Raw genomic sequence first — 20,889 nt, forward strand, 5'->3', positions numbered from 1 at the left:
AACACCCGCATCCCTTCCTCGGCCATTCGCGGCGTGATCTGCCCATGCTGTTGCACCGAGCGTGCATACACTCGGTCCCCCAGCTCCATGGCCAGTGCAAACACATCGACATCACTCGGCAGGGTCGGCAATTCGAAGTGGTGGTCGAACAGCTTGTGCATCAGGTCGCCGAGTTCGATGTCGTGCTGGCGGTCGGCCTGGGTGACTTCGGTCAGGCCGTGCTGGGCGAGGATCAGTTGGCGGGCGGCGGCGTCTTCGTCGTAGATGGCGAGCATGCGTTGTTCCACCAGGCGCGACAGATCACGCCAGCCGTTGAGGGCATGGTGATCGATGGGCGCTTGCAGGCAGGCGCGGAATGCGGCGTGGACGTCGGCGGTCAGGGCTTCAAGCAGGGCCGGGACGCTGGCGAAAAAATGGTAGACGGAGGAGGGCGGGATCTCCGCGCGTTCGGCGACGCTGTAGATCGACAGGCTTGCCACGCCCTCGGCGGCCAGCAGCGTGCGGGCGGCATCGAGTATCGAATCGATCCGGGCCTGACTGCGGGCGCGGGGTTTGCGAATGGTGGCGGTGCGCGTCATTGAAGTCTCCTGCGGGGGCAGCGGGCATTGTACGAGCAGGGTTTGATGTTGTCTGCCCGGACGCCTTCGCTAGCAGGCTAGCTCCCACAGGGATTTCCGGTGTACACCGAATGTATGTTCACTGGAGATCAACTGTGGGAGCTAGCCTGCTGGCGATCCGCCGAAGGCGGCCATAAAAAAACGCCGCTGGCTGCGAGAGCCAACGGCGTTTTTTCAGATCGGCAATCCGCTTACACGGTATGCAGGTACCAGTTGTACTCGAGGTCGGAGATGGAGTGTTCGAACTCCTCCAGCTCGCTCTCTTTACAGGCGACAAAAATGTCGATGTATTTCGGGTCGATGTACTTGGCCATGACTTCGCTGTCGTCCAGCTCGCGCAATGCATCACGCAGGTTGTTCGGCAGGCTTTGCTCGTTCTGCTCGTAGGAGTTGCCTTCCACGGGTGCGCCCGGCTCGATTTTGTTGGTCAGGCCGTGGTGTACGCCCGCCAAAACAGAAGCCATCAACAGATACGGGTTGGCGTCGGCGCCGGCGACACGGTGTTCGATGCGCACGGCATCGGAGGAACCGGTCGGTACGCGGATGGCCACGGTACGGTTGTCCAGGCCCCAGCACGGCGAATTCGGCACGTAGAACTGTGCGCCGAAACGACGGTAGGAGTTGACGTTCGGGCAGAGGAAAGCCATCTGCGCCGGCAGGGTCTCGAGCACACCGCCGATCGCGTGACGCAGTGCGGCGTTCTGCTCGGGATCCTCGCTGGCAAAAATGTTTTTGCCATCTTTATCAAGAATCGAGATGTGGACATGCAGACCGTTACCCGCCTGGCCAGGGTAAGGCTTGGCCATGAAGGTGGTGTCCATCTCATGGTCATAGGCGATGTTTTTGATCAGGCGCTTGAGCAGGACCGCATAGTCGCAGGCCTTGATCGGGTCGGCCACGTGATGCAGGTTCACTTCGAACTGTGCCGGGGCACTTTCCTTGACGATCGCGTCGGCAGGGATGCCTTGCTCTTTCGCACCTTCCAGAATGTCCTGGAGGCAGTCGACGTATTCGTCGAGGTCGTCGATCAGGTAGACCTGTGTCGAATGCGGGCGTTTGCCGGAGATCGGCGAGCGCGGTGGTTGTGGGCGGCCGTTCACGTTCTCCTGGTCGATCAGGTAGAACTCCAGTTCGAACGCAGCGCAGATGGTCAGGCCCATCTCGTCAAACTTGGCTACGACTTGTCGCAGGACTTCGCGCGGGTCGGCGAAGAAAGGATCACCTTCGAGTTCGTGCATGGTCATCAGCAGTTGCGCGGTCGGGCGCTTCTGCCAGGGCTCATTGCACAGGGTGTCGGGGATTGGATAGCAGATTCGGTCAGCATCGCCGATGTCCAGGCCCAGGCCGGTGCTTTCCACCGTCGAGCCATTGATATCCAGAGCAAATAGAGAGGCCGGCAGGTTGATGCCTTTCTCGTAAACCTTGTGGAGGCTGGTGCGTTCAATGCGCTTGCCGCGCACCACACCATTCATATCCGCAATCAGAAGGTCAACGTACAGAACCTCAGGATGTTCCTTAAGGAACGCGTTCGCTTCGTTAAGCTGAACGGCACGCGGGGGTACCGACATGATGCAACACCTTTGTTGTTAAAAATATCAATCATTGATCTCTTCGGATTCCAGTCAACCCGAACGGCATGCCGAAGTCAAGCAAGGCCTTTTTTGCCCTAAAAAAGCACTCACGAGGCATTTTTGAGGCACTTTGGGGCGTTTTTTTGCCTTCAGTCGTCTTGGCGCCCGCGAGCTTGAGCGGGCCGTGTTGTATTTTTTACGGGGGTGTTGTGTAAAAAAATGAACAAGGCTAAGCTCGATTTAAACCCATAACAGCAATAATACCGGGGTGCTTCATGTCTCGCCTGCCGTTAATCGGCGTCACCGCCTGCTCAAAGCAGATCGGTCTGCATGCTTATCACATCAGTGGCGACAAATACGTACGCGCCGTGGCTTCAGCTGCCAAGGGCCTGCCGTTGATTCTTCCATCCCTGGCGGATCAGCTGGCGCCGTCCGAAATTCTGGACGCTCTGGACGGCATTCTCTTTACAGGCTCTCCTTCTAATATAGAACCGTTTCACTATAACGGCCCGGCCAGTGCGCCAGGTACTGCTCATGATTCTGCACGCGATGCCACCACTCTCCCGCTGATCCGCGCTGCTGTCGAGGCCGGTGTTCCCGTGCTCGGCATTTGCCGCGGCTTCCAGGAAATGAATGTGGCGTTCGGCGGCAGTTTGCATCAGAAGGTTCACGAGGCCGGTCCATTCATGGATCACCGTGAAGACGACAGCCTGCCGCTGGAAGGGCAGTACGCGCCAAGTCACCCGGTGCACGTTCAGCCGTGTGGTGTACTGGCCGGGCTGGGCCTGGCGAGCGAGATTCAAGTCAATTCGATTCATGGCCAGGGTATCGAGCGTCTGGCGCCGGGCCTTCGTGTGGAAGCCGTGGCGCCCGACGGGTTGATCGAAGCCGTCTCTGTTACCGAAGGCAAGGCTTTTGCTTTAGGTGTGCAATGGCATCCCGAATGGCAGGTAAGCTTGAATCCTGACTACCTTGCGATTTTCCAGGCATTTGGCGATGCCTGCCGCAAGTACGCTCTACAACGCGACGCCGATGCGTCAAACAACGCCTGACTTATAAGAGTCAGGAAACTCAGCCTAAGAGGCATTTATGAGTAACAACCTCGACCAGCTCACCGATTGGTTGAAAGACCACAAGATCACAGAAGTCGAATGCATGATTGGCGACCTGACCGGCATCACCCGGGGCAAGATTTCGCCGACCAACAAGTTCATTGCCGAAAATGGCATGCGCCTGCCCGAAAGCGTTCTGTTGCAGACCGTCACCGGCGACTACGTCGAAGACGACATCTATTACGAACTGCTCGACCCGGCCGACATCGACATGATCTGCCGCCCCGACCAGAACGCGGTGTTTCTGGTGCCCTGGGCCATCGAGCCCACCGCCCAGGTGATCCACGATACCTACGACAAGCAGGGCAATCCGATCGAGCTGTCGCCGCGCAACGTGCTCAAAAAGGTGCTGAAACTCTACGCCGACCACGGCTGGCAGCCGATCGTGGCGCCGGAAATGGAGTTCTATCTCACCAAGCGCAGTGATGACCCGGACTACCCGCTGCAACCGCCGATCGGCCGCTCTGGTCGTCCGGAAACCGGTCGTCAGTCCTTTTCGATTGAAGCCGCGAACGAATTCGATCCGTTGTTCGAAGACGTCTACGACTGGTGCGAACTGCAAGAGCTGGACCTCGACACGCTGATCCATGAGGACGGCACCGCGCAGATGGAAATCAACTTCCGTCATGGCGATGCCCTGTCCCTGGCCGACCAGATTCTGGTGTTCAAGCGCACCATGCGTGAGGCCGCGCTCAAGCACAACGTGGCGGCGACCTTCATGGCCAAGCCCATGACCGGCGAACCGGGCAGCGCCATGCACCTGCACCAGAGCATCATCGACATCGAGACTGGCAAAAACGTCTTCTCCAATGAAGACGGGACCATGAGCCAGCTGTTTCTCAACCACATCGGTGGCTTGCAGAAATTCATTCCTGAACTGCTGCCGTTGTTCGCACCCAACGTCAATTCGTTCCGCCGCTTCCTGCCGGATACCTCGGCACCGGTGAACGTGGAGTGGGGCGAGGAGAACCGCACCGTGGGCCTGCGGGTTCCGGATGCCGGGCCGCAGAATCGTCGGGTGGAAAACCGTCTGCCGGGTGCCGATGCCAACCCTTACCTGGCCATCGCCGCCAGCCTGTTGTGCGGCTTTATCGGCATGGTCGAAGGGCATAACCCGAGTGCTCCGGTCGTGGGTCGTGGTTACGAGCGGCGCAACCTGCGCCTGCCACTGACTATTGAAGATGCCCTGGATCGCATGGAAAACAGCAAGACCATCGAAAAGTACCTGGGCAAGAAATTCATCACGGGCTACATCGCGGTCAAGCGGGCCGAGCATGAAAACTTCAAGCGCGTGATCAGTTCGTGGGAGCGGGAATTCCTGCTCTTCGCCGTCTGATGCGCCGGGCGCCGCTGTTCCTGGCGGCGCCCTCCACTCGAATCTTAGGAGAATTCGCATGACCAGCAACAACCCGCAAACCCGTGAATGGCAAGCCCTGAGCAGCGATCACCACCTGGCCCCGTTCAGCGACTTCAAGCAGCTGAAAGAGAAAGGCCCGCGGATCATCACCCATGCCAAGGGCGTTTACCTCTGGGACAGCGAAGGCAACAAGATCCTCGACGGCATGGCTGGCCTGTGGTGTGTCGCGATCGGTTACGGTCGCGATGAACTGGCCGATGCCGCCAGCAAACAGATGCGCGAACTGCCTTATTACAACCTGTTCTTCCAGACGGCTCACCCGCCGGTGCTGGAGCTGGCCAAGGTGATTGCCGACGTCGCGCCTGAAGGCATGAATCACGTGTTCTTCACCGGGTCCGGGTCCGAAGGCAACGACACCATGCTGCGGATGGTTCGCCACTACTGGGCGATCAAGGGCCAGCCGAAGAAGAAAGTCATCATCAGTCGCAAGAACGGCTATCACGGTTCCACCGTGGCCGGCGCGAGCCTGGGTGGCATGACGTACATGCACGAACAGGGCGACTTGCCGATCCCGGGCATTGTCCACATTGCCCAGCCGTACTGGTTCGGCGAAGGCGGCGACATGACGCCGAACGAGTTCGGTATCTGGGCGGCCAATCAGCTGGAAGAGAAAATCCTGGAAGTCGGCGTCGACAACGTCGGCGCCTTTATTGCCGAGCCGATCCAGGGCGCCGGCGGCGTGATCATTCCGCCAGACAGCTACTGGCCGCGCATCAAGGAAATCCTCGCCAAGTACGACATTCTGTTCGTGGCCGACGAAGTGATCTGCGGTTTCGGCCGTACCGGTGAGTGGTTCGGCAGCGATTTCTACGACCTCAAACCTCACATGATGACCATCGCCAAAGGCCTGACCTCCGGCTATATCCCGATGGGTGGCCTGATCGTGCGCGACGATGTGGTCGAGGTGCTCAACGAAGGCGGTGATTTCAACCACGGTTTCACGTATTCCGGGCACCCGGTGGCCGCTGCGGTGGCGCTGGAAAACATTCGTATCCTGCGCGATGAGAAAATTGTCGAGCGCGTGCGCACAGAAACGGCACCTTATTTGCAAAAGCGTCTACGGGAACTGAGCGATCACCCGTTGGTGGGGGAAGTGCGTGGGGTCGGTCTGTTGGGGGCCATCGAACTGGTTCAGGACAAAGCCACCCGCAAACGTTACGAAGGCAAGGGTGTTGGCATGATCTGCCGCACGTTCTGCTTCGAAAACGGCCTGATCATGCGCGCCGTCGGCGACACTATGATCATTGCTCCGCCACTGGTGATTACACCGGCTGAAATCGACGAGTTGGTGACCAAGGCACGCAAGTGTCTGGACCTGACCCTGAGTGCGTTGCAGGGCTAAGTGCTAGGCTCTGAGCGAGGTGCGAAGATTGCACTTCGCTCAGTGCAAACAAAGGATGGGTCTTTCCTTGAAAGCCTGCCTTGGATCTTGCCAGACTACCGGTTGTTCGGATGCCCAGTAACAGGCCGCTGAGCACGTGGTTAAAAAGAAAAATTGGAGCATTACCCATGAAGGCATTAGGTATGAAGATAGCTGGCAAGACCCTCCTCGCCATGTCCCTGATGGGCGTGATGGCGGGCGCCGTTCAGGCCGACGACAAAGTGCTGCACGTGTACAACTGGTCCGATTACATCGCGCCGGATACCGTCAAGAAGTTCGAGGCCGAGTCGGGTATCAAAGTCGTCTACGACGTGTTCGACAGTAACGAAACCCTTGAAGCCAAGTTGCTGGCAGGCAAGTCCGGCTATGACATCGTCGTGCCGTCGAACAACTTCCTGGCCAAGCAGATCAAGGCCGGCGTTTACCAGAAGCTGGACAAGTCCAAGCTGCCTAACTGGAAAAACCTGAACACGGACCTGCTTAAAGCAGTATCGGTAAGCGACCCGGGTAACGAACACGCGTTTCCTTACATGTGGGGTTCGATCGGTATCGGTTTCAACGCCGAGAAGGTCAAGGCTGCACTGGGTGCCGATGCGCCGACCAACTCCTGGGACTTGCTGTTCAAACCTGAAAACGCTGCCAAGTTGAAGTCGTGCGGTATCAGCTTCCTCGATTCGCCAACCGAGATGATTCCGGTGGCGTTGCATTACCTGGGCTATCCAACCGACAGCCAGGACAAGAAACAACTGGCTGAAGCCGAAGCGCTGTTCCTGAAAATCCGTCCTTCGGTGGGCTACTTCCACTCGTCCAAGTACATCTCCGACCTGGCCAACGGCAACATCTGCGTCGCCGTGGGTTACTCGGGTGACATCTACCAGGCCAAGGCTCGCGCCGCTGAAGCCGGTGACAAGGTGAAAGTCAGCTACAACATTCCGAAAGAAGGTGCTGGCAGCTTCTACGACATGGTCGCCATCCCTAAAGATGCCGAAAACGTCGAAGGCGCCTACAAGTTCATGACCTTCCTGCAGAAGCCGGAAATCATGGCTGAAATCACCAACGCCGTACGTTTCCCGAACGGTAACGCGGCGTCTACCGCACTGGTTGATAAAGAAATCACCAGCGATCCAGGCATCTACCCGCCAGCGGAAGTGTTGGCCAAGCTGTACGCGATTGCCGACTTGCCGGCCGCGACCCAGCGGATCCTGACTCGCAGCTGGACCAAGATCAAATCCGGTAAATAAGTAATAAACCCTGTAGCAGCTGCCGCAGGCTGCGTTGAGGTCCGAAAGGACCTCCGCTTTTCGACGGCACAACTGCTTCGCAGTTGAACGCAGCCTTCGGCAGCTGCTACAGGATCTTCATAAAGTTTGCTGGAACGGTTTTTCGAGGGTAAGTTGCGCGCCGGTTTTGTTGCCAGGCAGCCATGGCTGTCATGTAACGCGGGGCAACTTGGGCCCAACTAATTTTAGAGGACCTCCACTTGCCTATTTTTTCTTTGTTGCGCAATGCCCTGCTGGTCGGCGCCGGGCTGACACTCGCTGTCAGTGTTCAGGCCGCTGGCACAGTGCATATTTATAATTGGTCTGACTACATCGGTGAGACCACCCTGGCCGACTTCCAGAAAGAAACCGGCATCAAGCCGGTATATGACGTATTCGATTCCAACGAAACCCTGGAAGGCAAGTTGCTGGCCGGGCGTACCGGTTATGACGTAGTCGTGCCGTCCAACCACTTCCTTGGCAAGCAGATCAAGGCCGGGGCTTTCCAGAAGCTCGATAAATCGAAGCTGACTAACTATTCCAACCTCGACCCGGTACTGCTCAAGCGCCTGGAACAGAACGATCCGGGCAATCAGTACGCCGTACCGTATCTGTGGGGCACCAACGGCATCGGTTACAACGTCGACAAGGTCAAGGCAGTGCTGGGCCTCGACAAGATCGATTCGTGGGATGTGGTGTTCGAGCCGCAGAACATCAAGAAGCTGCACAGCTGTGGCGTGGCGTTCCTCGACTCCGCCGATGAAATGATGCCCACGGTCCTCAACTACATGGGCCTGAACGCCAACAGCACCAACCCTGAAGACTATAAAAAGGCCGAAGCCAAGTTACTGGCGGTGCGCCCTTACGTGACGTACTTCCATTCGTCCAAATACATCGCGGACCTGGCCAACGGTGACATCTGCGTGGCGATCGGTTTCTCCGGCGATATGTTCCAGGCCAAGGCCCGCGCGGCTGAAGCCGGCAAAGGCATGAACATCGCCTACTCGATTCCGAAAGAGGGCGGCGCGCTCTGGTTCGACATGCTGGCGATCCCCAAGGATGCCGCCAACGCCAAGGAAGCCCATGCCTTCATCAACTATTTGCTGAAACCCGAAGTGATTGCCCAGGTCAGCAATTCCGTAGGCTACGCCAACCCGAACCCCGGGTCGGACAAACTGATGGAACAATCCATACGCACCGACGCATCGGTCTATCCACCGCAAGCGGTCCTCGACAAGACATACGTCTCCATCGAGTTGCCACCGAACATTCAACGTTTGATGACACGCAGCTGGACCAAGGTCAAGTCGGGCAAATAGCTTCAAACTATCCAGGTTCGCCACGTTGAGCGAACTGCAAATTCTGTTGGGAGTTTCGTAAATGGCAGTTGCCTCCGGCGCCTATAAGAAAGCCCTCGAGGGCGACCAGACACCTAAACAGGTGCTGGTCAAAATCGACCGGGTCACAAAAAAGTTCGACGAGACGATTGCCGTGGACGACGTGTCCCTGGAAATCAAGAAAGGCGAAATCTTCGCCCTGCTCGGCGGCTCGGGTTCGGGCAAATCCACCTTGCTGCGGATGCTGGCAGGTTTCGAACGGCCCACGGAGGGGCGCATTTACCTCGATGGCGTAGACATCACGGACATGCCGCCGTACGAGCGGCCGATCAACATGATGTTCCAGTCCTACGCCTTGTTCCCGCACATGACCGTGGCGCAGAACATCGCCTTCGGCCTCAAGCAGGACAAGCTTCCCGCCGCTGAAGTCGATGCACGTGTGGCCGACATGCTCAAGCTGGTGCAGATGAGCCAGTACGCCAAGCGCAAGCCGCATCAATTGTCCGGTGGCCAGCGTCAGCGTGTGGCGCTGGCGCGTTCTTTGGCCAAGCGACCGAAGCTGTTGCTGCTCGACGAACCGATGGGTGCGCTGGACAAGAAGCTGCGTTCGCAAATGCAGCTGGAACTGGTCGAGATCATCGAGCGGGTCGGCGTGACCTGCGTGATGGTGACCCACGACCAGGAAGAGGCCATGACCATGGCCGAGCGTATCGCGATCATGCACTTGGGCTGGATCGCCCAGATCGGCAGCCCGATCGACATCTACGAAACCCCGACCAGCCGCCTGGTCTGCGAGTTCATCGGCAACGTCAACATCTTTGACGGTGAAGTGATCGACGACGCCGAAGGCCACGCGATCATCACCTGCAAGGACCTGGACCGGCAGATTTATGTGGGCCACGGCATCAGCACTTCGGTGCAGGACAAATCCGTGACCTACGCGATCCGTCCAGAAAAACTGCTGGTGACGCCGACCATGCCGACCTGTGAATACAACTGGTCCAGCGGCAAAGTGCATGACATCGCCTACCTCGGTGGCCACTCGGTGTTCTACGTCGAGCTGCCGAGCGGCAAGATCGTCCAGTCGTTCGTCGCCAACGCCGAGCGCCGTGGCCAGCGGCCGACCTGGGGTGACCAGGTCTACGTGTATTGGGAAGACGATAGTGGCGTGGTACTTCGCTCATGAACCTGCGCAAATTCAAACGCCGCCTCAATCGAATAATTCCCGGTGGCCGTCAGCTGGTCATCGGGGTTCCGTTCATTTGGCTGTTCATGTTCTTCATGTTGCCGTTCTTCATCGTCTTGAAGATCAGCTTCGCCGAAGCCGACGTGGCCATTCCGCCGTACACCGAGATCTACAGCTTCATCGACCAGAAGCTCCAGGTGCTGCTTAACCTGAGCAACTACGCGATGCTGGGCGATGACGAGTTGTACATCGCCGCTTACCTCGGTTCGCTGAAGATGGCGCTGATCAGCACCGTTCTCTGCCTGTTGATCGGCTACCCGATGGCCTACGCCATTGCCAGTGCCCGCAAAGAACTGCAGACGGTGTTGGTGTTGCTGATCATGATGCCGACCTGGACCGCGATCCTGATCCGCGTGTATGCGTGGATGGGCATCCTCAGCAACAACGGCCTGCTTAACGGCTTTTTGATGAGCATGGGCTGGATCGACGAGCCGCTGCAGATCCTCAACACCAACCTCGCGGTTTACATCGGGGTCGTTTACTCCTATCTGCCGTTCATGATCCTGCCGCTCTACGCCAACCTGGTCAAACACGACACCAGCCTGCTGGAAGCCGCGTCGGATCTCGGTTCGAGCACCTTCAACAGTTTCTGGAAGATCACCGTGCCGCTGTCGAAAAACGGCATCATCGCCGGCTGCATGCTGGTGTTCATCCCGGTGGTGGGTGAGTTCGTGATCCCGGAACTGCTCGGCGGTCCGGAAACCCTGATGATCGGTAAAGTGCTCTGGCAAGAGTTCTTCAACAACCGTGACTGGCCGGTGGCTTCTGCCCTGGCGGTGGTGATGCTGGCGATCCTGATTGTGCCGATCATTCTGTTCAACCGTAGTCAGGCCAAAGAAATGGAGGGCAAGGAATGAAGCGCTTCCGTTTCTCAAGTTTCATGCTGGTAGCGGGTTTGCTGTTCATCTACGCGCCGATGCTGATCCTGGTGATCTACTCGTTCAACGCCTCCAAACTGGTGACGGTGTGGGGCGGTTGGTCGATCAAGTGGTACGTGGGGTTGATGGACAACACCCAACTGATGGGCTCGGTGGTGCGCTCGCTGGAAATCGCTTGCTACACCGCGATTGCAGCAGTGGCACTGGGGACGCTGGCGGCGTTCGTGCTGACCCGTATCACCCACTTCAAGGGGCGCACGCTGTTCGGTGGTCTGGTCACCGCGCCGTTGGTGATGCCGGAAGTGATCACCGGTCTGTCGCTGTTGCTGCTGTTCGTGGCCATGGCGCAGATGATCGGTTGGCCGCAGGAGCGCGGCATCGTCACCATCTGGATCGCCCACACCACGTTCTGTGCGGCGTATGTGGCGGTGGTGGTGTCGGCGCGCTTGCGTGAGCTGGACCTGTCCATCGAAGAGGCGGCCATGGACCTTGGCGCGCGGCCGTGGAAGGTGTTCTTCCTGATCACCATCCCGATGATCGCGCCATCGCTGGCGGCGGGGGGCATGATGTCGTTTGCCCTGTCGCTGGATGACCTGGTGCTGGCGAGCTTCGTGTCCGGTCCGGGTTCCACGACGCTGCCGATGGAAGTGTTCTCCGCGGTGCGCCTGGGCGTGAAGCCTGAGATCAATGCCGTGGCCAGCCTGATTTTGCTGGCGGTGTCGCTGGTGACGTTCCTGGTCTGGTACTTCAGCCGTCGTGCCGAAGAGATTCGCAAGCGAGCGATCCAGCAGGCCATCGAAGAGGGCGCCGCCGATTCCTGGAAACAACCGGACGTGCGCCGGGCCCAGGCGCCGGAAGCGGCTTGAGCTTGATGCCGGGTTGACCACGTCTGTGTGGCCAACCACAGATCCAATGTGGGAGCGAGCCTGCTCGCGATAGCATCACCTCGGTATCTTAGTTGCACCGAGTTGCCTGCATCGCGAGCAGGCTCGCTCCCACAGGATCTGTGGCAGACACAAAATTTATGTTCACTGAAGATCCCTTGTGGAAGCGAGCCCTGCTCGCGATGAGGCCCGCCGTCACACCACAAAACTAATGAGCAGCCCTGGCCGGCAACAGCTTCAACGTACTACGGGTATTGGCCGTCACTTCTTCATCATTGAAATGCGCCTGGTAGTAAACCCCTTCGATATACGCCTCGGCCTGATCGGCATAGTGACTGTCGAACGGCACTCCGCTCTGGCCGACCGGGTTGATGGTCAGGCTGTGGGCCGGGTCGGCGAAGTCGATCAGCCGCCGCGTCGACGGGCCGTAAGTCACAGGCCACGGCGCCGGGCCGATCTTGGCCGAGAGGTTGTTCGGCACTTCGTGGGTGCCGGGCGCCGCGAACGGCCCGACGTTGAAGATCCGCTCCAGCGGTTTTTGCGTCCCCAGCGGATGGCCGTGAGTCAAGGTGTGCGCCTTGCCCCACTGCCATTGTGTGGAGTCGTCGCCCAGGGTGGTTTTGAGGTGAGCCATGCTCGCTTGCCAGGCCACCTTGACCGTATCGGCGCGGGTTTCCTTGCCGGGGGTGTTGCGATTGTCCCACCACGGTGAGTCGGCGGAGGCCGCCAAACGCGGTAGTGCGGCATCGATCACCCGGGTCGGCAGCAGCGTTTCGAAGAAGTCATTGCCCAGTTCATCGCGCATCGCCGCGTCGGCAAGGTTGAACAGAAACTGGTTGAACAGCGTGGCGCTGATGGAGTCCAGCGGGTAATCGCCGCTCCACTGCGCCAGTTGTTCCACCAGTTTGAGCTCGGCGGGATCGCTCACCCCTTCACGCAGTACCGGTAGCAACGGCGCGAGTAAACGCGGACCGTATTCGGTGGTGGTGCCCAGTTGCAGCTTCTGGTTGGACTCGTTGTCCCACTTCACATTCTTGTCGCTGAGCTGGCGATTGAGCTGCTGACCGCGATCGGCGAGGTTGTAATAACCGGGAATCTCCATGCCGGTCGGCGACACCGGTTGGAAGTTGGCCGAGACGATATAGCCCCGCGCCGGGTTCTCTTCCTGTGGGTTGGCGCTGAACGGGTAAAAACCTTCCTTGTCCGCCTGAGGAGTGCTGCCGTCGAGGATGAAACCGGGCTTCACCCCGACCGGGCGCTTGGGCAGCAGCGCCGAGGCCCACCAGCCGATGTCGCCCTTGGCGTTGGCGTAGACGATGTTCAGCCCCGGTGCCTGAACCTTGGCCGAGGCGGCGCGGGCCTTGGCCAGGGTGTCGGCGCGGTTGAGCTGGTAGAAGCCGTCGAGGATCGGATTCGGGGTCTCGAGGAAGGCCCACCACATGGCGACCGGTGTCTTGCCGGCGGCAGTGCCGAGCGCATCGTTGATGATCGGGCCGTGGGGCGACTGGCGCAGGGTCAGCGTGACCGGTGACTGGCCTTTGACCGCGATCTGTTGTTCGGTGTTGACCATGTCGACCCACTGGCCGCGATACCAGACCTGGTTCGGGTTGTCCGGGTTGACCTTCTCGGCGATCAGGTCCAGATCGTCGTTCTGGAACATCGTCAGGCTCCAGCCGAAGTCCAGGTTGTGGCCCAGAAACGCAAACGGCACCAGCGCCTGATGGTAGCCATACAGCTCGAAACCCGGCGCTGACAGATGCGCTTCGTACCACACCGAAGGCACCGAGAAGCGAATGTGCGGGTCACCGGCCAGCAGTGGCTTGCCGCTTTTGCTACGGTTGCCGGAAATCACCCAGGCATTGCTGCCTTCGAATTGCGGCAGGCCATTGTCGGCCAGGGCTTGCTCACTCAAACGGGCGAGGGCGTTCAGCCCCTTCCAGTCATTGGCGGTGAGGGTCGGCGCAGGGTTGGCGCGCCCTTTGGCCAGCACGCCCTTGGGCTGCCAGTCGAGATCGAAGATGTTCAGGTACTCGGCGCCCAGTTGGTCACGCACGTAAGTCAGCAAGGGTTCGGTGCGAAACGCCGCGGCAAAGCTGTAGGCCATGTAGCCGGCGATGCTGATGCTGTCTTCGGCGGTGAAAGGGCGCTTGGGGATCCCCAGCACATCGAACTCTACCGGCGCAGCGTGGCTGTCCTGATATTGATTGATGCCGTCCAGATAAGCTTGCAGGGCCTTCCACGCCGGCGACTGACGATCCAGCGCGGCGACGTAGCTTTCAGCCCGCTCGCGGATGCGCAGGCTGCGAAACAGTTTGTCGGTGTCGACCAGTTTCGGGCCGAGGACTTCGGCCAGCTCTCCACGGGCCAGGCGCCGCATGGCTTCCATCTGGAACAGCCGGTCCTGGGCGTGCACATAGCCGAGGGCGCGGTAGAGGTCGGTTTCGTTTTCGGCACGGATATGCGGCACACCGCGCACGTCGTAGCGCACGGTCACCGAACCTTGCAGGTGCTGCAATTGCACCTGGCCCTGGCGCGTCGGTTGCTTGCTGTACACATACCAGCCGCCCCCAGCGGCGAGTACGACGATCAGCAAGGCAAGTACGGTCAGGACGCGTTTCATGGTGACTCCTTGTTCTTTCGGGATTGCCGCCCGTGGGGGCTGCAAACGTGTAGCACAGACCTCCTGTGCCGAGCATCGCGGTCCTGGAAAAGTCAGGAATGCCTTACTTCACCTCGGCAGGCCACGGACAGTAGCAACCCACCGCCAGCGTGTGGGTGGCGTTCACCGCCCGGCCTTCATTCAGCGCTTGCAGAATGGGCTCGATAAAGCTGTTGCTCGAATTGCAGGTCAGACCTTCGCTGTACGGACCGAAATACGCCAGCTTGCCACTGCGGTCCCAGATCGCCACCGCCGGGCTGGCAGGGATCTGTTCGGAACCAGGCAGGACAGTAATGGTTTTAAGGCGGCTCAATGTGCCGGGCAATTGACCGTGGCTGCCGGGCTTTTGGACCGCATAGAACTCGACGCCCTGCGGTACATACTGCTCGACCAGTTCGGTCAGGTGTTGTTGGTTGCCGACATTGCACGGGCAGGCCGGGTCCCAGAAATGCACCAGGCGAATGGCGCCGGGCCCGGCAAGTTCGTCCGGCAGGCGCAATGGGTCGCCGGAGAACACCGCAGTGTGCGAGCTGAAGGCGCGCAAGTAGCGACCCTGAAACCAGTCGTAGGCGGCCCACAGCACGCCGGCACACACAAGGGCGAGCAGGCTGGCAAGCAGTGTGGTGCGGTAGGCCGGACGCATGGGTTTCAATCCTCGAAGGTCGGCTAGCTTGCCATGCTTGCCGCGACAGATGAATATCGCAGGCCCATAAAGTCCGTTTCGCGCTCTGGAATAGCCCATGTCTGCCACTTTCGACCCCGATCATTTGCGTGCCAGCCTGCGGCCATTGGCCGAGTGGCAGCCGCTGTCGACCGAGGCCATGGCCTATCAGCATTTTTATGGGCTGGATTTCCCCCGGCGAAACCTGCGCAGTGGCCTGGGGCGTTTCGAGGTCGATGGCTATGAAGTGGTCAGCCAGCTCTGGTGGCCCGAGCAGGCGAAGGCGACGCTGTTTTTGTTTCATGGCTTCTACGATCACACCGGGCTCTATCGGCATGTGATCGAGTGGGCGCTGGAACAGGGTTTTGCGGTGATCGCCTGTGACCTGCCGGGGCATGGCTTGTCCAGTGGCGAACGGGCGAGCATCAAGGACTTCGCCGAGTATCAGAGCGCGCTGCAAGGGCTGTTGGCCGAGGCGCAATCGCTGGGCCTTCCGCAGCCTTGGCACCTGTGCGGGCAAAGCACCGGTGGGGCGATCGTGATCGATCATGTGCTCAATCAGGGCGCGAGCAGTCCGGCCCAGGGGCAGGTGATTCTGCTGTCACCCCTGGTTCGGCCGCGAGCCTGGGGCTGGTCGCAGCTCAGCTATTACCTGCTCAAACCGTTCGTAAAAGGCATCGCCCGGCGTTTCAGCGAGAACTCCAACGACCCTGACTTCCTCGCATTCCTGCAAGCCGATCCGCTGCAGCCGTTGCGTCTGCCGACGGCCTGGGTCGGTGCGCTGGGGCGGTGGATCAAGCGCATCGAAGCGGCACCAAGCAGCCCACGGCGGCCGCTGATCGTGCAGGGGCAGGCGGACATGACCGTGGATTGGAAGCACAACCTTGATGTATTGCGAGGTAAGTTCGATCGACCGCAGGTGCTGATGCTGCCTGAGGCGCGGCATCATCTGGCGAATGAGTCAGCGGGATTGCGGCAGGAGTATTTCGGGTTTTTGAGCAAGCGGATGAAGGGGCGGAATCTCTAGCGGTCGTTCGGGCCTCTTCGCGAGCAAGCCCGCTCCCACATTAGATCTCCAGCGGATACAGAATTCATGTACGCCAGAGATCAAGTGTGGGAGCGGGCTTGCTCGCGAAAGCGATCGTCCAGACGCTGCAGATTACTGAGTAAGGCTCGACGTACTCTGCCCCACCGCCAACCCCGCCCGAATCGCCGCCAAGGCCGCTTGATAGTAAGCCTTGCCTTCACTGGACTCGGCAAACGTGGCGAACTCTTCCAGCTCGTCATCCGACAGGTCGCGATAGACATACAGCAGCGTATTGTTCAGGTCGGCGCCGATCTGCTCCATCAGGCGCTGGCGCTGGCCGTTCAGCATGCCTTGTGCCTGACCGCCACCGAGCAGGCCGGGGATCATCGAGCTCAGGCTGTCGGCCGCCACGCCCGCTATTGCCAGGCTGACTTCAGCGCCGGCCTCGCGGGCAGGCAGGGCTTGGGCCAGGTGACCAATGATCAGCTGACGGGTATCGCTGGCCTGCATTTTCGGCAAGCCCTTGGCGTTTTTCGCCAATTGATCGCGACGGGTCGCCAGCAGTTCGGCGGCGACGATTTTCTTGCCCAAGGGCGATTGAAAGAAGGTCAATGCAGGTTTCGGATCGGCTAGCTTTTTGCGCAGCTGCGTTTCGGCACGCTGGTCCATGGCCTTGGGGGCGAAACGCTGATTACTGTTGTTGACCAGGGCCTGAAACACCGCCGGCGGCAGGCTGTTCTGGTAACGCTGCTGAGCGGCGGAGAGAGCATCGTTGAAATGCGCGCGTTGTTCTGGCCAACCGGCGACCTTGTACAACTGGTCGTGGCCGTCCGCCCAGGCGGGCAAAACACAGAACATCAGCAGTGAGAAAAGCAAACGGCGCATAGGGACTCCTGTCAGCAGGCGACTATTCTCCGTGCGGCATTCGCACTTGTCGAGAATTCGTATCAGGTTGCGTGCCTTATCCGACCAATACTCCGCTGCGCGGCTCTGTCGGATTTGCGGGCACAGGAATACTATGCGCGCCATGCAAATATCCTCTGATCATCCGCTGCTGTTACGTATCGTCGACGACCTGGCTGAGCGCGGCTGGTCGCAGCAGAATATTTTCCTGCCTCTGGATCTGACCCGGGCGCTGGCGGCCGAGTGCCGCAAACGTGCCGCCGAGGGTGAGCTCGCCCCGGCCGCCGTCGGGCGCGGGCCGTTTTCGGAGATCCGCGAGGGCATTCGTGGCGACCATATCCAGTGGCTCGAACCCGGTCAGGTCGAGGCCTGCGACAGTTATCTGGGGTTGATGAACAGCCTGCGTGAGGCGATGAATCGCAGTTTGTTTCTGGGCCTGGAAGATTTCGAAAGCCATTTCGCCCTCTACCCGCCTGGCGCTTTCTACCTCAAGCATGTCGACCGTTTCCGCGACGACGACCGGCGCATGGTCTCGGCGGTGATCTACCTCAATGACGGTTGGCTGCCCGAGCATGGCGGTCAGTTGCGCATGTACCTGAACGAAGGCGTCGAACACGATGTGGTGCCCACCGGCGGATGCCTGGTGGTCTTCCTGTCGGGCGAAGTCCCCCACGAAGTCCTGCCCGCAACCCGAGATCGCCTGTCGTTGACGGGCTGGTTCCGCCGTCGTGGCAACGAGCCGTTCTGATCATGCAAAAGATTCTGGTAAGCCGCTGTTTGCTCGGTCACCGCGTCCGTTACGACGGCGGCGCCAGTGGGCCATTCAATCTGCTGGAGCAGTGGATTGCCAAAGGCCGAGTGGTGCCGTTGTGCCCGGAAGTCGCCGGAGGTTTGCCGACGCCAAGGGCCGCGGCGGAGATTCCGGGCGGGCAGGGCGGTGAAGTGCTTGATGGCCTTGCGTCGGTCATCACCACCGAGGGCGAGGACGTCAGTGCCGAGTTTCTTTCGGGGGCTTATCAGGCTCTGGAGCTGGTGCAACAGCACGGCATCCGCATTGCCGTGCTCAAGGCCAACAGCCCGTCTTGCGGGAATCTGTTGACCTATGACGGGACGTTCAGTGGCGTGAAGGTCAGCGGTGAGGGTGTCACCGCGGCGTTGCTCAAGCGTCATGGCGTGCAGGTGTTCAGTGAGCTGGAGTTGGCTGAAGCGGCGCAGGCACTGGCAACCCTCGACTAACGACAAACCCAAATCCACTGTGGGAGCGAGCCTGCTCGCGATAGCGGTCTTACATTCAACATCAATGTTGACTGTTATGACCCCATCGCGAGCAGGCTCGCTCCCACAGGTTTCTCCGCGATTTCAGGGTTTCGGCGCCACACTCGCATCCGCCCCGAACCATTTCTGTTCCAGCGCCTCCAGCCGGCCATCAGCCTTGATTCGCTGCAAGGCGTTTTCCAGGCTGGCGTGAAACGCCGGGTTACCCTTCTGAAACGGAATGGCCAGGCTCACAGCCGGGGCGGCTTTCGGCTTTTCTTCCGTCAGCGACTGCACCAACAGGATTGAACGCGGCTGCTCTTCTTTCTGCGCGATCAATTGCGCATTGGTGTGAATGTAAGGTTCGGTGAAGTCGAAACGATCCTTAAGGTCCGGGGTCTGTGCTATGTGATTGATGGCGACGTCGTACTTGCCGCTTTCGACGCCGGTCAACAGATCGCCGGAATCGGTGACGACGAAGTCGGCCCGTACATCCAGCTCGCCGGCCAGCAGTTGACCCAACTCGACCTCGAAGCCGGTCAGTTTGTCGTCATCCTTGAAATTGAAGGGCGGTGTATTAGCCTCAAGGGCAATGCGCAATTCGCCGCGGTCGTTTACATCGTCCATCAGTTCGGCATGAGCCAAAGGGCTCAAAAGGGGTAGCAGGCAGATCAGGCCAGGCAAAAAGCGCATGGTCACTCCTTTGAATTCATTTATCGCGACGCGCTGTTCAGGCTCGCTTTGCTATGGTTGTCGTGTGCCTTCGACAACGAATGGCCGTGAAGTTGTCACGGTCGAGCGAATTTTACGGAAAAAGTGGAGAAGAGAATGAAAAGCTTTATGTCACGTGCAGCGTGGGCTGGCCTGTTATTGAGTGCTTCGATGCTGGCAATGGCTGCCACACCTGCTCCCAAAGGTGCACAAGCGTCCATCGTTTCTCCTGCGGACGGAGCCACGGTTCCGCAAACTGTCGTCGTCAAGTTCGCTGTCGAGAACATTGCGCTGGCGCCGGCGGGTGATATCACCAAGAACACCGGCCATCACCATTTGTTGATCGATGTCGATAAGCTGCCAGCCGCTGGCGCCCCGATTCCGAACGATGCCAACCATTTGCACTTTGGCAAGGCGCAGACCCAGGCTGAAGTTAAATTAACACCGGGCAAGCACACCTTGCAGCTCGAGCTGGGCGACAGCGGTCACATGCCGTTCGATCCGCCAATCGTTTCGAAGAAAATCACCGTGAATGTGAAATAACATTTCCACAGGGCATGAAAAAGCAGCCATGAAAAAGCGGCCATGAAAAAGGGAGCTCCGAGGAGCTCCCTTTTTTGTCGCTCAAAATGCGATCAGAACAACACGCGGCAACGAATGGTGCCGTTGATGTGCTGCAGCTTCTCTTGCGCCATTTCCGAGTATTCGGCATCGACGTCGATCACGACGTAGCCGACTTTCTCGTTGGTCTGCAGGAACTGACCGGAAATGTTGATGCCGTTTTCGGCGAAGACCTTGTTGATCTCGCTCATCACACCCGGAATGTTCTCGTGGATGTGCAGCAGACGGTGCTTGCCAGGGTGAGCCGGCAGAGCCACTTCCGGGAAGTTCACGGACGATACCGACGTACCGTTGTCGCTGTACTTGACCAGTTTTTCCGCCACTTCCAGACCAATGTTGGCCTGCGCTTCAGCGGTGGAACCACCGATGTGCGGGGTCAGGATCACGTTGTCCAGGCCGCGCAGCGGGCTTTCGAACTCTTCTTCGTTGGAGCGCGGCTCCACCGGGAATACGTCGATGGCCGCGCCGATCAGGTGCTTGTCCTTGATCGCGTCCGCCAGGGCGTCCAGTTCTACAACAGTGCCGCGAGCAGCGTTGATCAGAATGCCGCCCTTCTTGATGGCGCGGATTTCCTTCTCGCCGATCATCCACTGGGTGGCTGCGGTTTCCGGAACGTGCAGGGTGACGATGTCGGACATGCCCAGCAGCTCGTGCAGGTTGCCGACCTGGGTAGCGTTACCCAGTGGCAGCTTGGTCACGGTGTCGTAGAAGTACACCTGCATCCCCAGGCCTTCAGCCAGAACCGACAGTTGGGTGCCGATCGAGCCGTAACCGACGATGCCCAGCTTCTTGCCACGGATCTCGAAGGAGTTGGCTGCGCTCTTGATCCAGCCGCCGCGGTGGCAGGAAGCGTTCTTCTCAGGAATGCCGCGCAGCAACAGGATCGCCTCGGCCAATACCAGCTCGGCTACGGAGCGAGTGTTGGAGTACGGCGCGTTGAATACCGCGATGCCGCGTTCGCGAGCCGCGTTGAGGTCGACCTGGTTGGTGCCGATGCAGAAACAGCCGACAGCCACCAGTTTCTTCGCGTGATCGAAGATCTCTTCGGTCAGCTGAGTGCGGGAGCGAATGCCGATGAAGTGAGCATCAGCGATCTTTTCCTTGAGCTGGGCTTCCGGCAGAGAACCTGTGAGGTACTCGATGCTGGTGTAGCCCGCCGCCTTGAGGACGTCGACAGCCGATTGGTGGACGCCTTCGAGAAGAAGGAACTTGATCTTGCTCTTATCGAGAGAAGTCTTGCTCATCTGCGTAAACCTGTATCCCGGAGAAAAATGGCAGGAAATGGTCAACAGATGCTGACCCGGACGGCAAGAAAGCCGTCGCCGCAGGACAGCCGTTGGGCACTATGCTG

General features: G+C 59.4%; 19 protein-coding genes. 12 read left to right on the plus strand and 7 right to left on the minus strand.

What is annotated here, in order from left to right:
* Together ACQKPC_RS21440 and ACQKPC_RS21445 are read right to left on the minus strand one after the other, a co-directional pair.
* Positions 1-578: TetR/AcrR family transcriptional regulator (locus ACQKPC_RS21440; RefSeq protein ID WP_427626179.1), on the minus strand; the 578-nt coding region annotated here is incomplete at its 3' end.
* 230 nt (positions 579-808) lie between these two features.
* The gene (locus ACQKPC_RS21445) at positions 809-2,185 is read right to left on the minus strand and encodes a glutamine synthetase family protein (RefSeq protein WP_007897683.1); all 1,377 of its coding nucleotides are present in this window, start codon (positions 2,183-2,185) and stop codon (positions 809-811) included.
* A 278-nt stretch (positions 2,186-2,463) separates the two neighbouring features.
* Between ACQKPC_RS21445 and ACQKPC_RS21450 the strand changes: the two genes are divergently transcribed.
* The 8 genes from ACQKPC_RS21450 (at position 2,464) to ACQKPC_RS21485 (ending at position 11,684) form a co-directional block, all read left to right on the plus strand.
* Positions 2,464-3,240 (plus strand): gamma-glutamyl-gamma-aminobutyrate hydrolase family protein, encoded by a 777-nt coding sequence (locus tag ACQKPC_RS21450; protein WP_427626180.1) that lies wholly within the window; start codon positions 2,464-2,466, stop codon positions 3,238-3,240.
* 37 nt (positions 3,241-3,277) lie between these two features.
* Positions 3,278-4,636 carry a glutamine synthetase family protein gene (locus ACQKPC_RS21455; protein ID WP_427626181.1) on the plus strand — a complete coding sequence of 453 codons (1,359 nt, stop codon included), beginning with the start codon at positions 3,278-3,280 and terminating at the stop codon, positions 4,634-4,636.
* A 58-nt stretch (positions 4,637-4,694) separates the two neighbouring features.
* A complete protein-coding gene (locus tag ACQKPC_RS21460; RefSeq protein WP_427626182.1) occupies positions 4,695-6,059 on the plus strand; it encodes an aspartate aminotransferase family protein in 1,365 nt (454 codons plus the stop codon).
* Positions 6,060-6,241: 182 nt separating this feature from the next.
* Positions 6,242-7,339 carry a polyamine ABC transporter substrate-binding protein gene (locus tag ACQKPC_RS21465; protein WP_217857542.1) on the plus strand — a complete coding sequence of 366 codons (1,098 nt, stop codon included), beginning with the start codon at positions 6,242-6,244 and terminating at the stop codon, positions 7,337-7,339.
* Positions 7,340-7,578: 239 nt separating this feature from the next.
* Complete coding sequence (locus tag ACQKPC_RS21470; protein WP_427626183.1) at positions 7,579-8,676, plus strand: polyamine ABC transporter substrate-binding protein; 1,098 nt, start codon at positions 7,579-7,581, stop codon at positions 8,674-8,676.
* Between the two features lie 61 nt (positions 8,677-8,737).
* Entirely contained in the window at positions 8,738-9,880 is a 1,143-nt protein-coding gene (locus ACQKPC_RS21475) for an ABC transporter ATP-binding protein (protein WP_008067988.1), read from the plus strand.
* Positions 9,881-9,915: 35 nt separating this feature from the next.
* The gene (locus tag ACQKPC_RS21480) at positions 9,916-10,797 is read left to right on the plus strand and encodes an ABC transporter permease subunit (protein WP_177319477.1); all 882 of its coding nucleotides are present in this window, start codon (positions 9,916-9,918) and stop codon (positions 10,795-10,797) included.
* Positions 10,794-11,684: an ABC transporter permease subunit gene (locus tag ACQKPC_RS21485; RefSeq protein WP_007897694.1), complete on the plus strand. Its 891-nt coding sequence runs from the start codon at positions 10,794-10,796 to the stop codon at positions 11,682-11,684. Before ACQKPC_RS21480 ends, ACQKPC_RS21485 begins: the two co-directional genes overlap by 4 nt.
* A 226-nt stretch (positions 11,685-11,910) precedes the next feature.
* Here the strand turns inward: ACQKPC_RS21485 and ACQKPC_RS21490 are convergent, their stop codons facing one another.
* Together ACQKPC_RS21490 and ACQKPC_RS21495 are read right to left on the minus strand one after the other, a co-directional pair.
* On the minus strand, positions 11,911-14,322 hold the full coding sequence (locus tag ACQKPC_RS21490; RefSeq protein WP_427626184.1) for a penicillin acylase family protein: 2,412 nt from the start codon (positions 14,320-14,322) through the stop codon (positions 11,911-11,913).
* A gap of 103 nt (positions 14,323-14,425) precedes the next feature.
* Positions 14,426-15,004: a DUF6436 domain-containing protein gene (locus ACQKPC_RS21495; RefSeq protein ID WP_427626185.1), complete on the minus strand. Its 579-nt coding sequence runs from the start codon at positions 15,002-15,004 to the stop codon at positions 14,426-14,428.
* Between the two features lie 97 nt (positions 15,005-15,101).
* On the opposite strand from ACQKPC_RS21495, the gene ACQKPC_RS21500 reads away from it, so the two are divergent.
* The gene (locus ACQKPC_RS21500; protein WP_427626186.1) at positions 15,102-16,049 is read left to right on the plus strand and encodes an alpha/beta hydrolase; all 948 of its coding nucleotides are present in this window, start codon (positions 15,102-15,104) and stop codon (positions 16,047-16,049) included.
* 132 nt (positions 16,050-16,181) lie between these two features.
* On the opposite strand, the gene ACQKPC_RS21505 is transcribed toward ACQKPC_RS21500, so the two are convergent.
* Positions 16,182-16,934 (minus strand): DUF2059 domain-containing protein, encoded by a 753-nt coding sequence (locus ACQKPC_RS21505; protein ID WP_427626187.1) that lies wholly within the window; start codon positions 16,932-16,934, stop codon positions 16,182-16,184.
* A gap of 133 nt (positions 16,935-17,067) precedes the next feature.
* Between ACQKPC_RS21505 and ACQKPC_RS21510 the strand changes: the two genes are divergently transcribed.
* The gene (locus ACQKPC_RS21510; RefSeq protein WP_427626188.1) at positions 17,068-17,700 is read left to right on the plus strand and encodes a 2OG-Fe(II) oxygenase; all 633 of its coding nucleotides are present in this window, start codon (positions 17,068-17,070) and stop codon (positions 17,698-17,700) included.
* Positions 17,701-17,702: 2 nt separating this feature from the next.
* On the plus strand, positions 17,703-18,188 hold the full coding sequence (locus ACQKPC_RS21515) for a DUF523 domain-containing protein (protein ID WP_427626189.1): 486 nt from the start codon (positions 17,703-17,705) through the stop codon (positions 18,186-18,188).
* 123 nt (positions 18,189-18,311) lie between these two features.
* Here ACQKPC_RS21515 and ACQKPC_RS21520 read toward each other — a convergent pair whose 3' ends face one another.
* Positions 18,312-18,899, minus strand: a complete 588-nt coding sequence (locus tag ACQKPC_RS21520) for a transporter substrate-binding domain-containing protein (protein WP_427626190.1) — start codon at positions 18,897-18,899, stop codon at positions 18,312-18,314.
* 135 nt (positions 18,900-19,034) lie between these two features.
* On the opposite strand from ACQKPC_RS21520, the gene ACQKPC_RS21525 reads away from it, so the two are divergent.
* Positions 19,035-19,460, plus strand: a complete 426-nt coding sequence (locus ACQKPC_RS21525; RefSeq protein WP_427626191.1) for a DUF4399 domain-containing protein — start codon at positions 19,035-19,037, stop codon at positions 19,458-19,460.
* A 92-nt stretch (positions 19,461-19,552) separates the two neighbouring features.
* Here the strand turns inward: ACQKPC_RS21525 and serA are convergent, their stop codons facing one another.
* Positions 19,553-20,782, minus strand: coding sequence for a phosphoglycerate dehydrogenase (gene serA / locus ACQKPC_RS21530; RefSeq protein WP_007897715.1), 1,230 nt, complete (start codon positions 20,780-20,782; stop codon positions 19,553-19,555).
* Positions 20,783-20,889: the final 107 nt, after the last annotated feature.

Origin of the sequence: Pseudomonas sp. NPDC089918, from assembly GCF_050280605.1 — a bacterium.
Taxonomy (GTDB): Bacteria; Pseudomonadota; Gammaproteobacteria; order Pseudomonadales; family Pseudomonadaceae; genus Aquipseudomonas.

What these genes read in the sequence shown, in the direction of transcription:
- ACQKPC_RS21515 (WP_427626189.1), top strand. Translation starts at nt 17,703, where the DNA reads ATGCAAAAGATTCTGGTAAGCCGCTGTTTGCTCGGTCACCGCGTCCGT.
- ACQKPC_RS21490 (WP_427626184.1), bottom strand. Translation starts at nt 14,322, where the DNA reads ATGAAACGCGTCCTGACCGTACTTGCCTTGCTGATCGTCGTACTCGCC.
- ACQKPC_RS21460 (WP_427626182.1), top strand. Translation starts at nt 4,695, where the DNA reads ATGACCAGCAACAACCCGCAAACCCGTGAATGGCAAGCCCTGAGCAGC.
- ACQKPC_RS21465 (WP_217857542.1), top strand. Translation starts at nt 6,242, where the DNA reads ATGAAGATAGCTGGCAAGACCCTCCTCGCCATGTCCCTGATGGGCGTG.
- ACQKPC_RS21510 (WP_427626188.1), top strand. Translation starts at nt 17,068, where the DNA reads ATGCGCGCCATGCAAATATCCTCTGATCATCCGCTGCTGTTACGTATC.
- ACQKPC_RS21445 (WP_007897683.1), bottom strand. Translation starts at nt 2,185, where the DNA reads ATGTCGGTACCCCCGCGTGCCGTTCAGCTTAACGAAGCGAACGCGTTC.
- ACQKPC_RS21520 (WP_427626190.1), bottom strand. Translation starts at nt 18,899, where the DNA reads ATGCGCTTTTTGCCTGGCCTGATCTGCCTGCTACCCCTTTTGAGCCCT.
- ACQKPC_RS21500 (WP_427626186.1), top strand. Translation starts at nt 15,102, where the DNA reads ATGTCTGCCACTTTCGACCCCGATCATTTGCGTGCCAGCCTGCGGCCA.
- ACQKPC_RS21475 (WP_008067988.1), top strand. Translation starts at nt 8,738, where the DNA reads ATGGCAGTTGCCTCCGGCGCCTATAAGAAAGCCCTCGAGGGCGACCAG.
- ACQKPC_RS21450 (WP_427626180.1), top strand. Translation starts at nt 2,464, where the DNA reads ATGTCTCGCCTGCCGTTAATCGGCGTCACCGCCTGCTCAAAGCAGATC.
- ACQKPC_RS21505 (WP_427626187.1), bottom strand. Translation starts at nt 16,934, where the DNA reads ATGCGCCGTTTGCTTTTCTCACTGCTGATGTTCTGTGTTTTGCCCGCC.
- serA (WP_007897715.1), bottom strand. Translation starts at nt 20,782, where the DNA reads ATGAGCAAGACTTCTCTCGATAAGAGCAAGATCAAGTTCCTTCTTCTC.
- ACQKPC_RS21525 (WP_427626191.1), top strand. Translation starts at nt 19,035, where the DNA reads ATGAAAAGCTTTATGTCACGTGCAGCGTGGGCTGGCCTGTTATTGAGT.
- ACQKPC_RS21455 (WP_427626181.1), top strand. Translation starts at nt 3,278, where the DNA reads ATGAGTAACAACCTCGACCAGCTCACCGATTGGTTGAAAGACCACAAG.
- ACQKPC_RS21495 (WP_427626185.1), bottom strand. Translation starts at nt 15,004, where the DNA reads ATGCGTCCGGCCTACCGCACCACACTGCTTGCCAGCCTGCTCGCCCTT.
- ACQKPC_RS21485 (WP_007897694.1), top strand. Translation starts at nt 10,794, where the DNA reads ATGAAGCGCTTCCGTTTCTCAAGTTTCATGCTGGTAGCGGGTTTGCTG.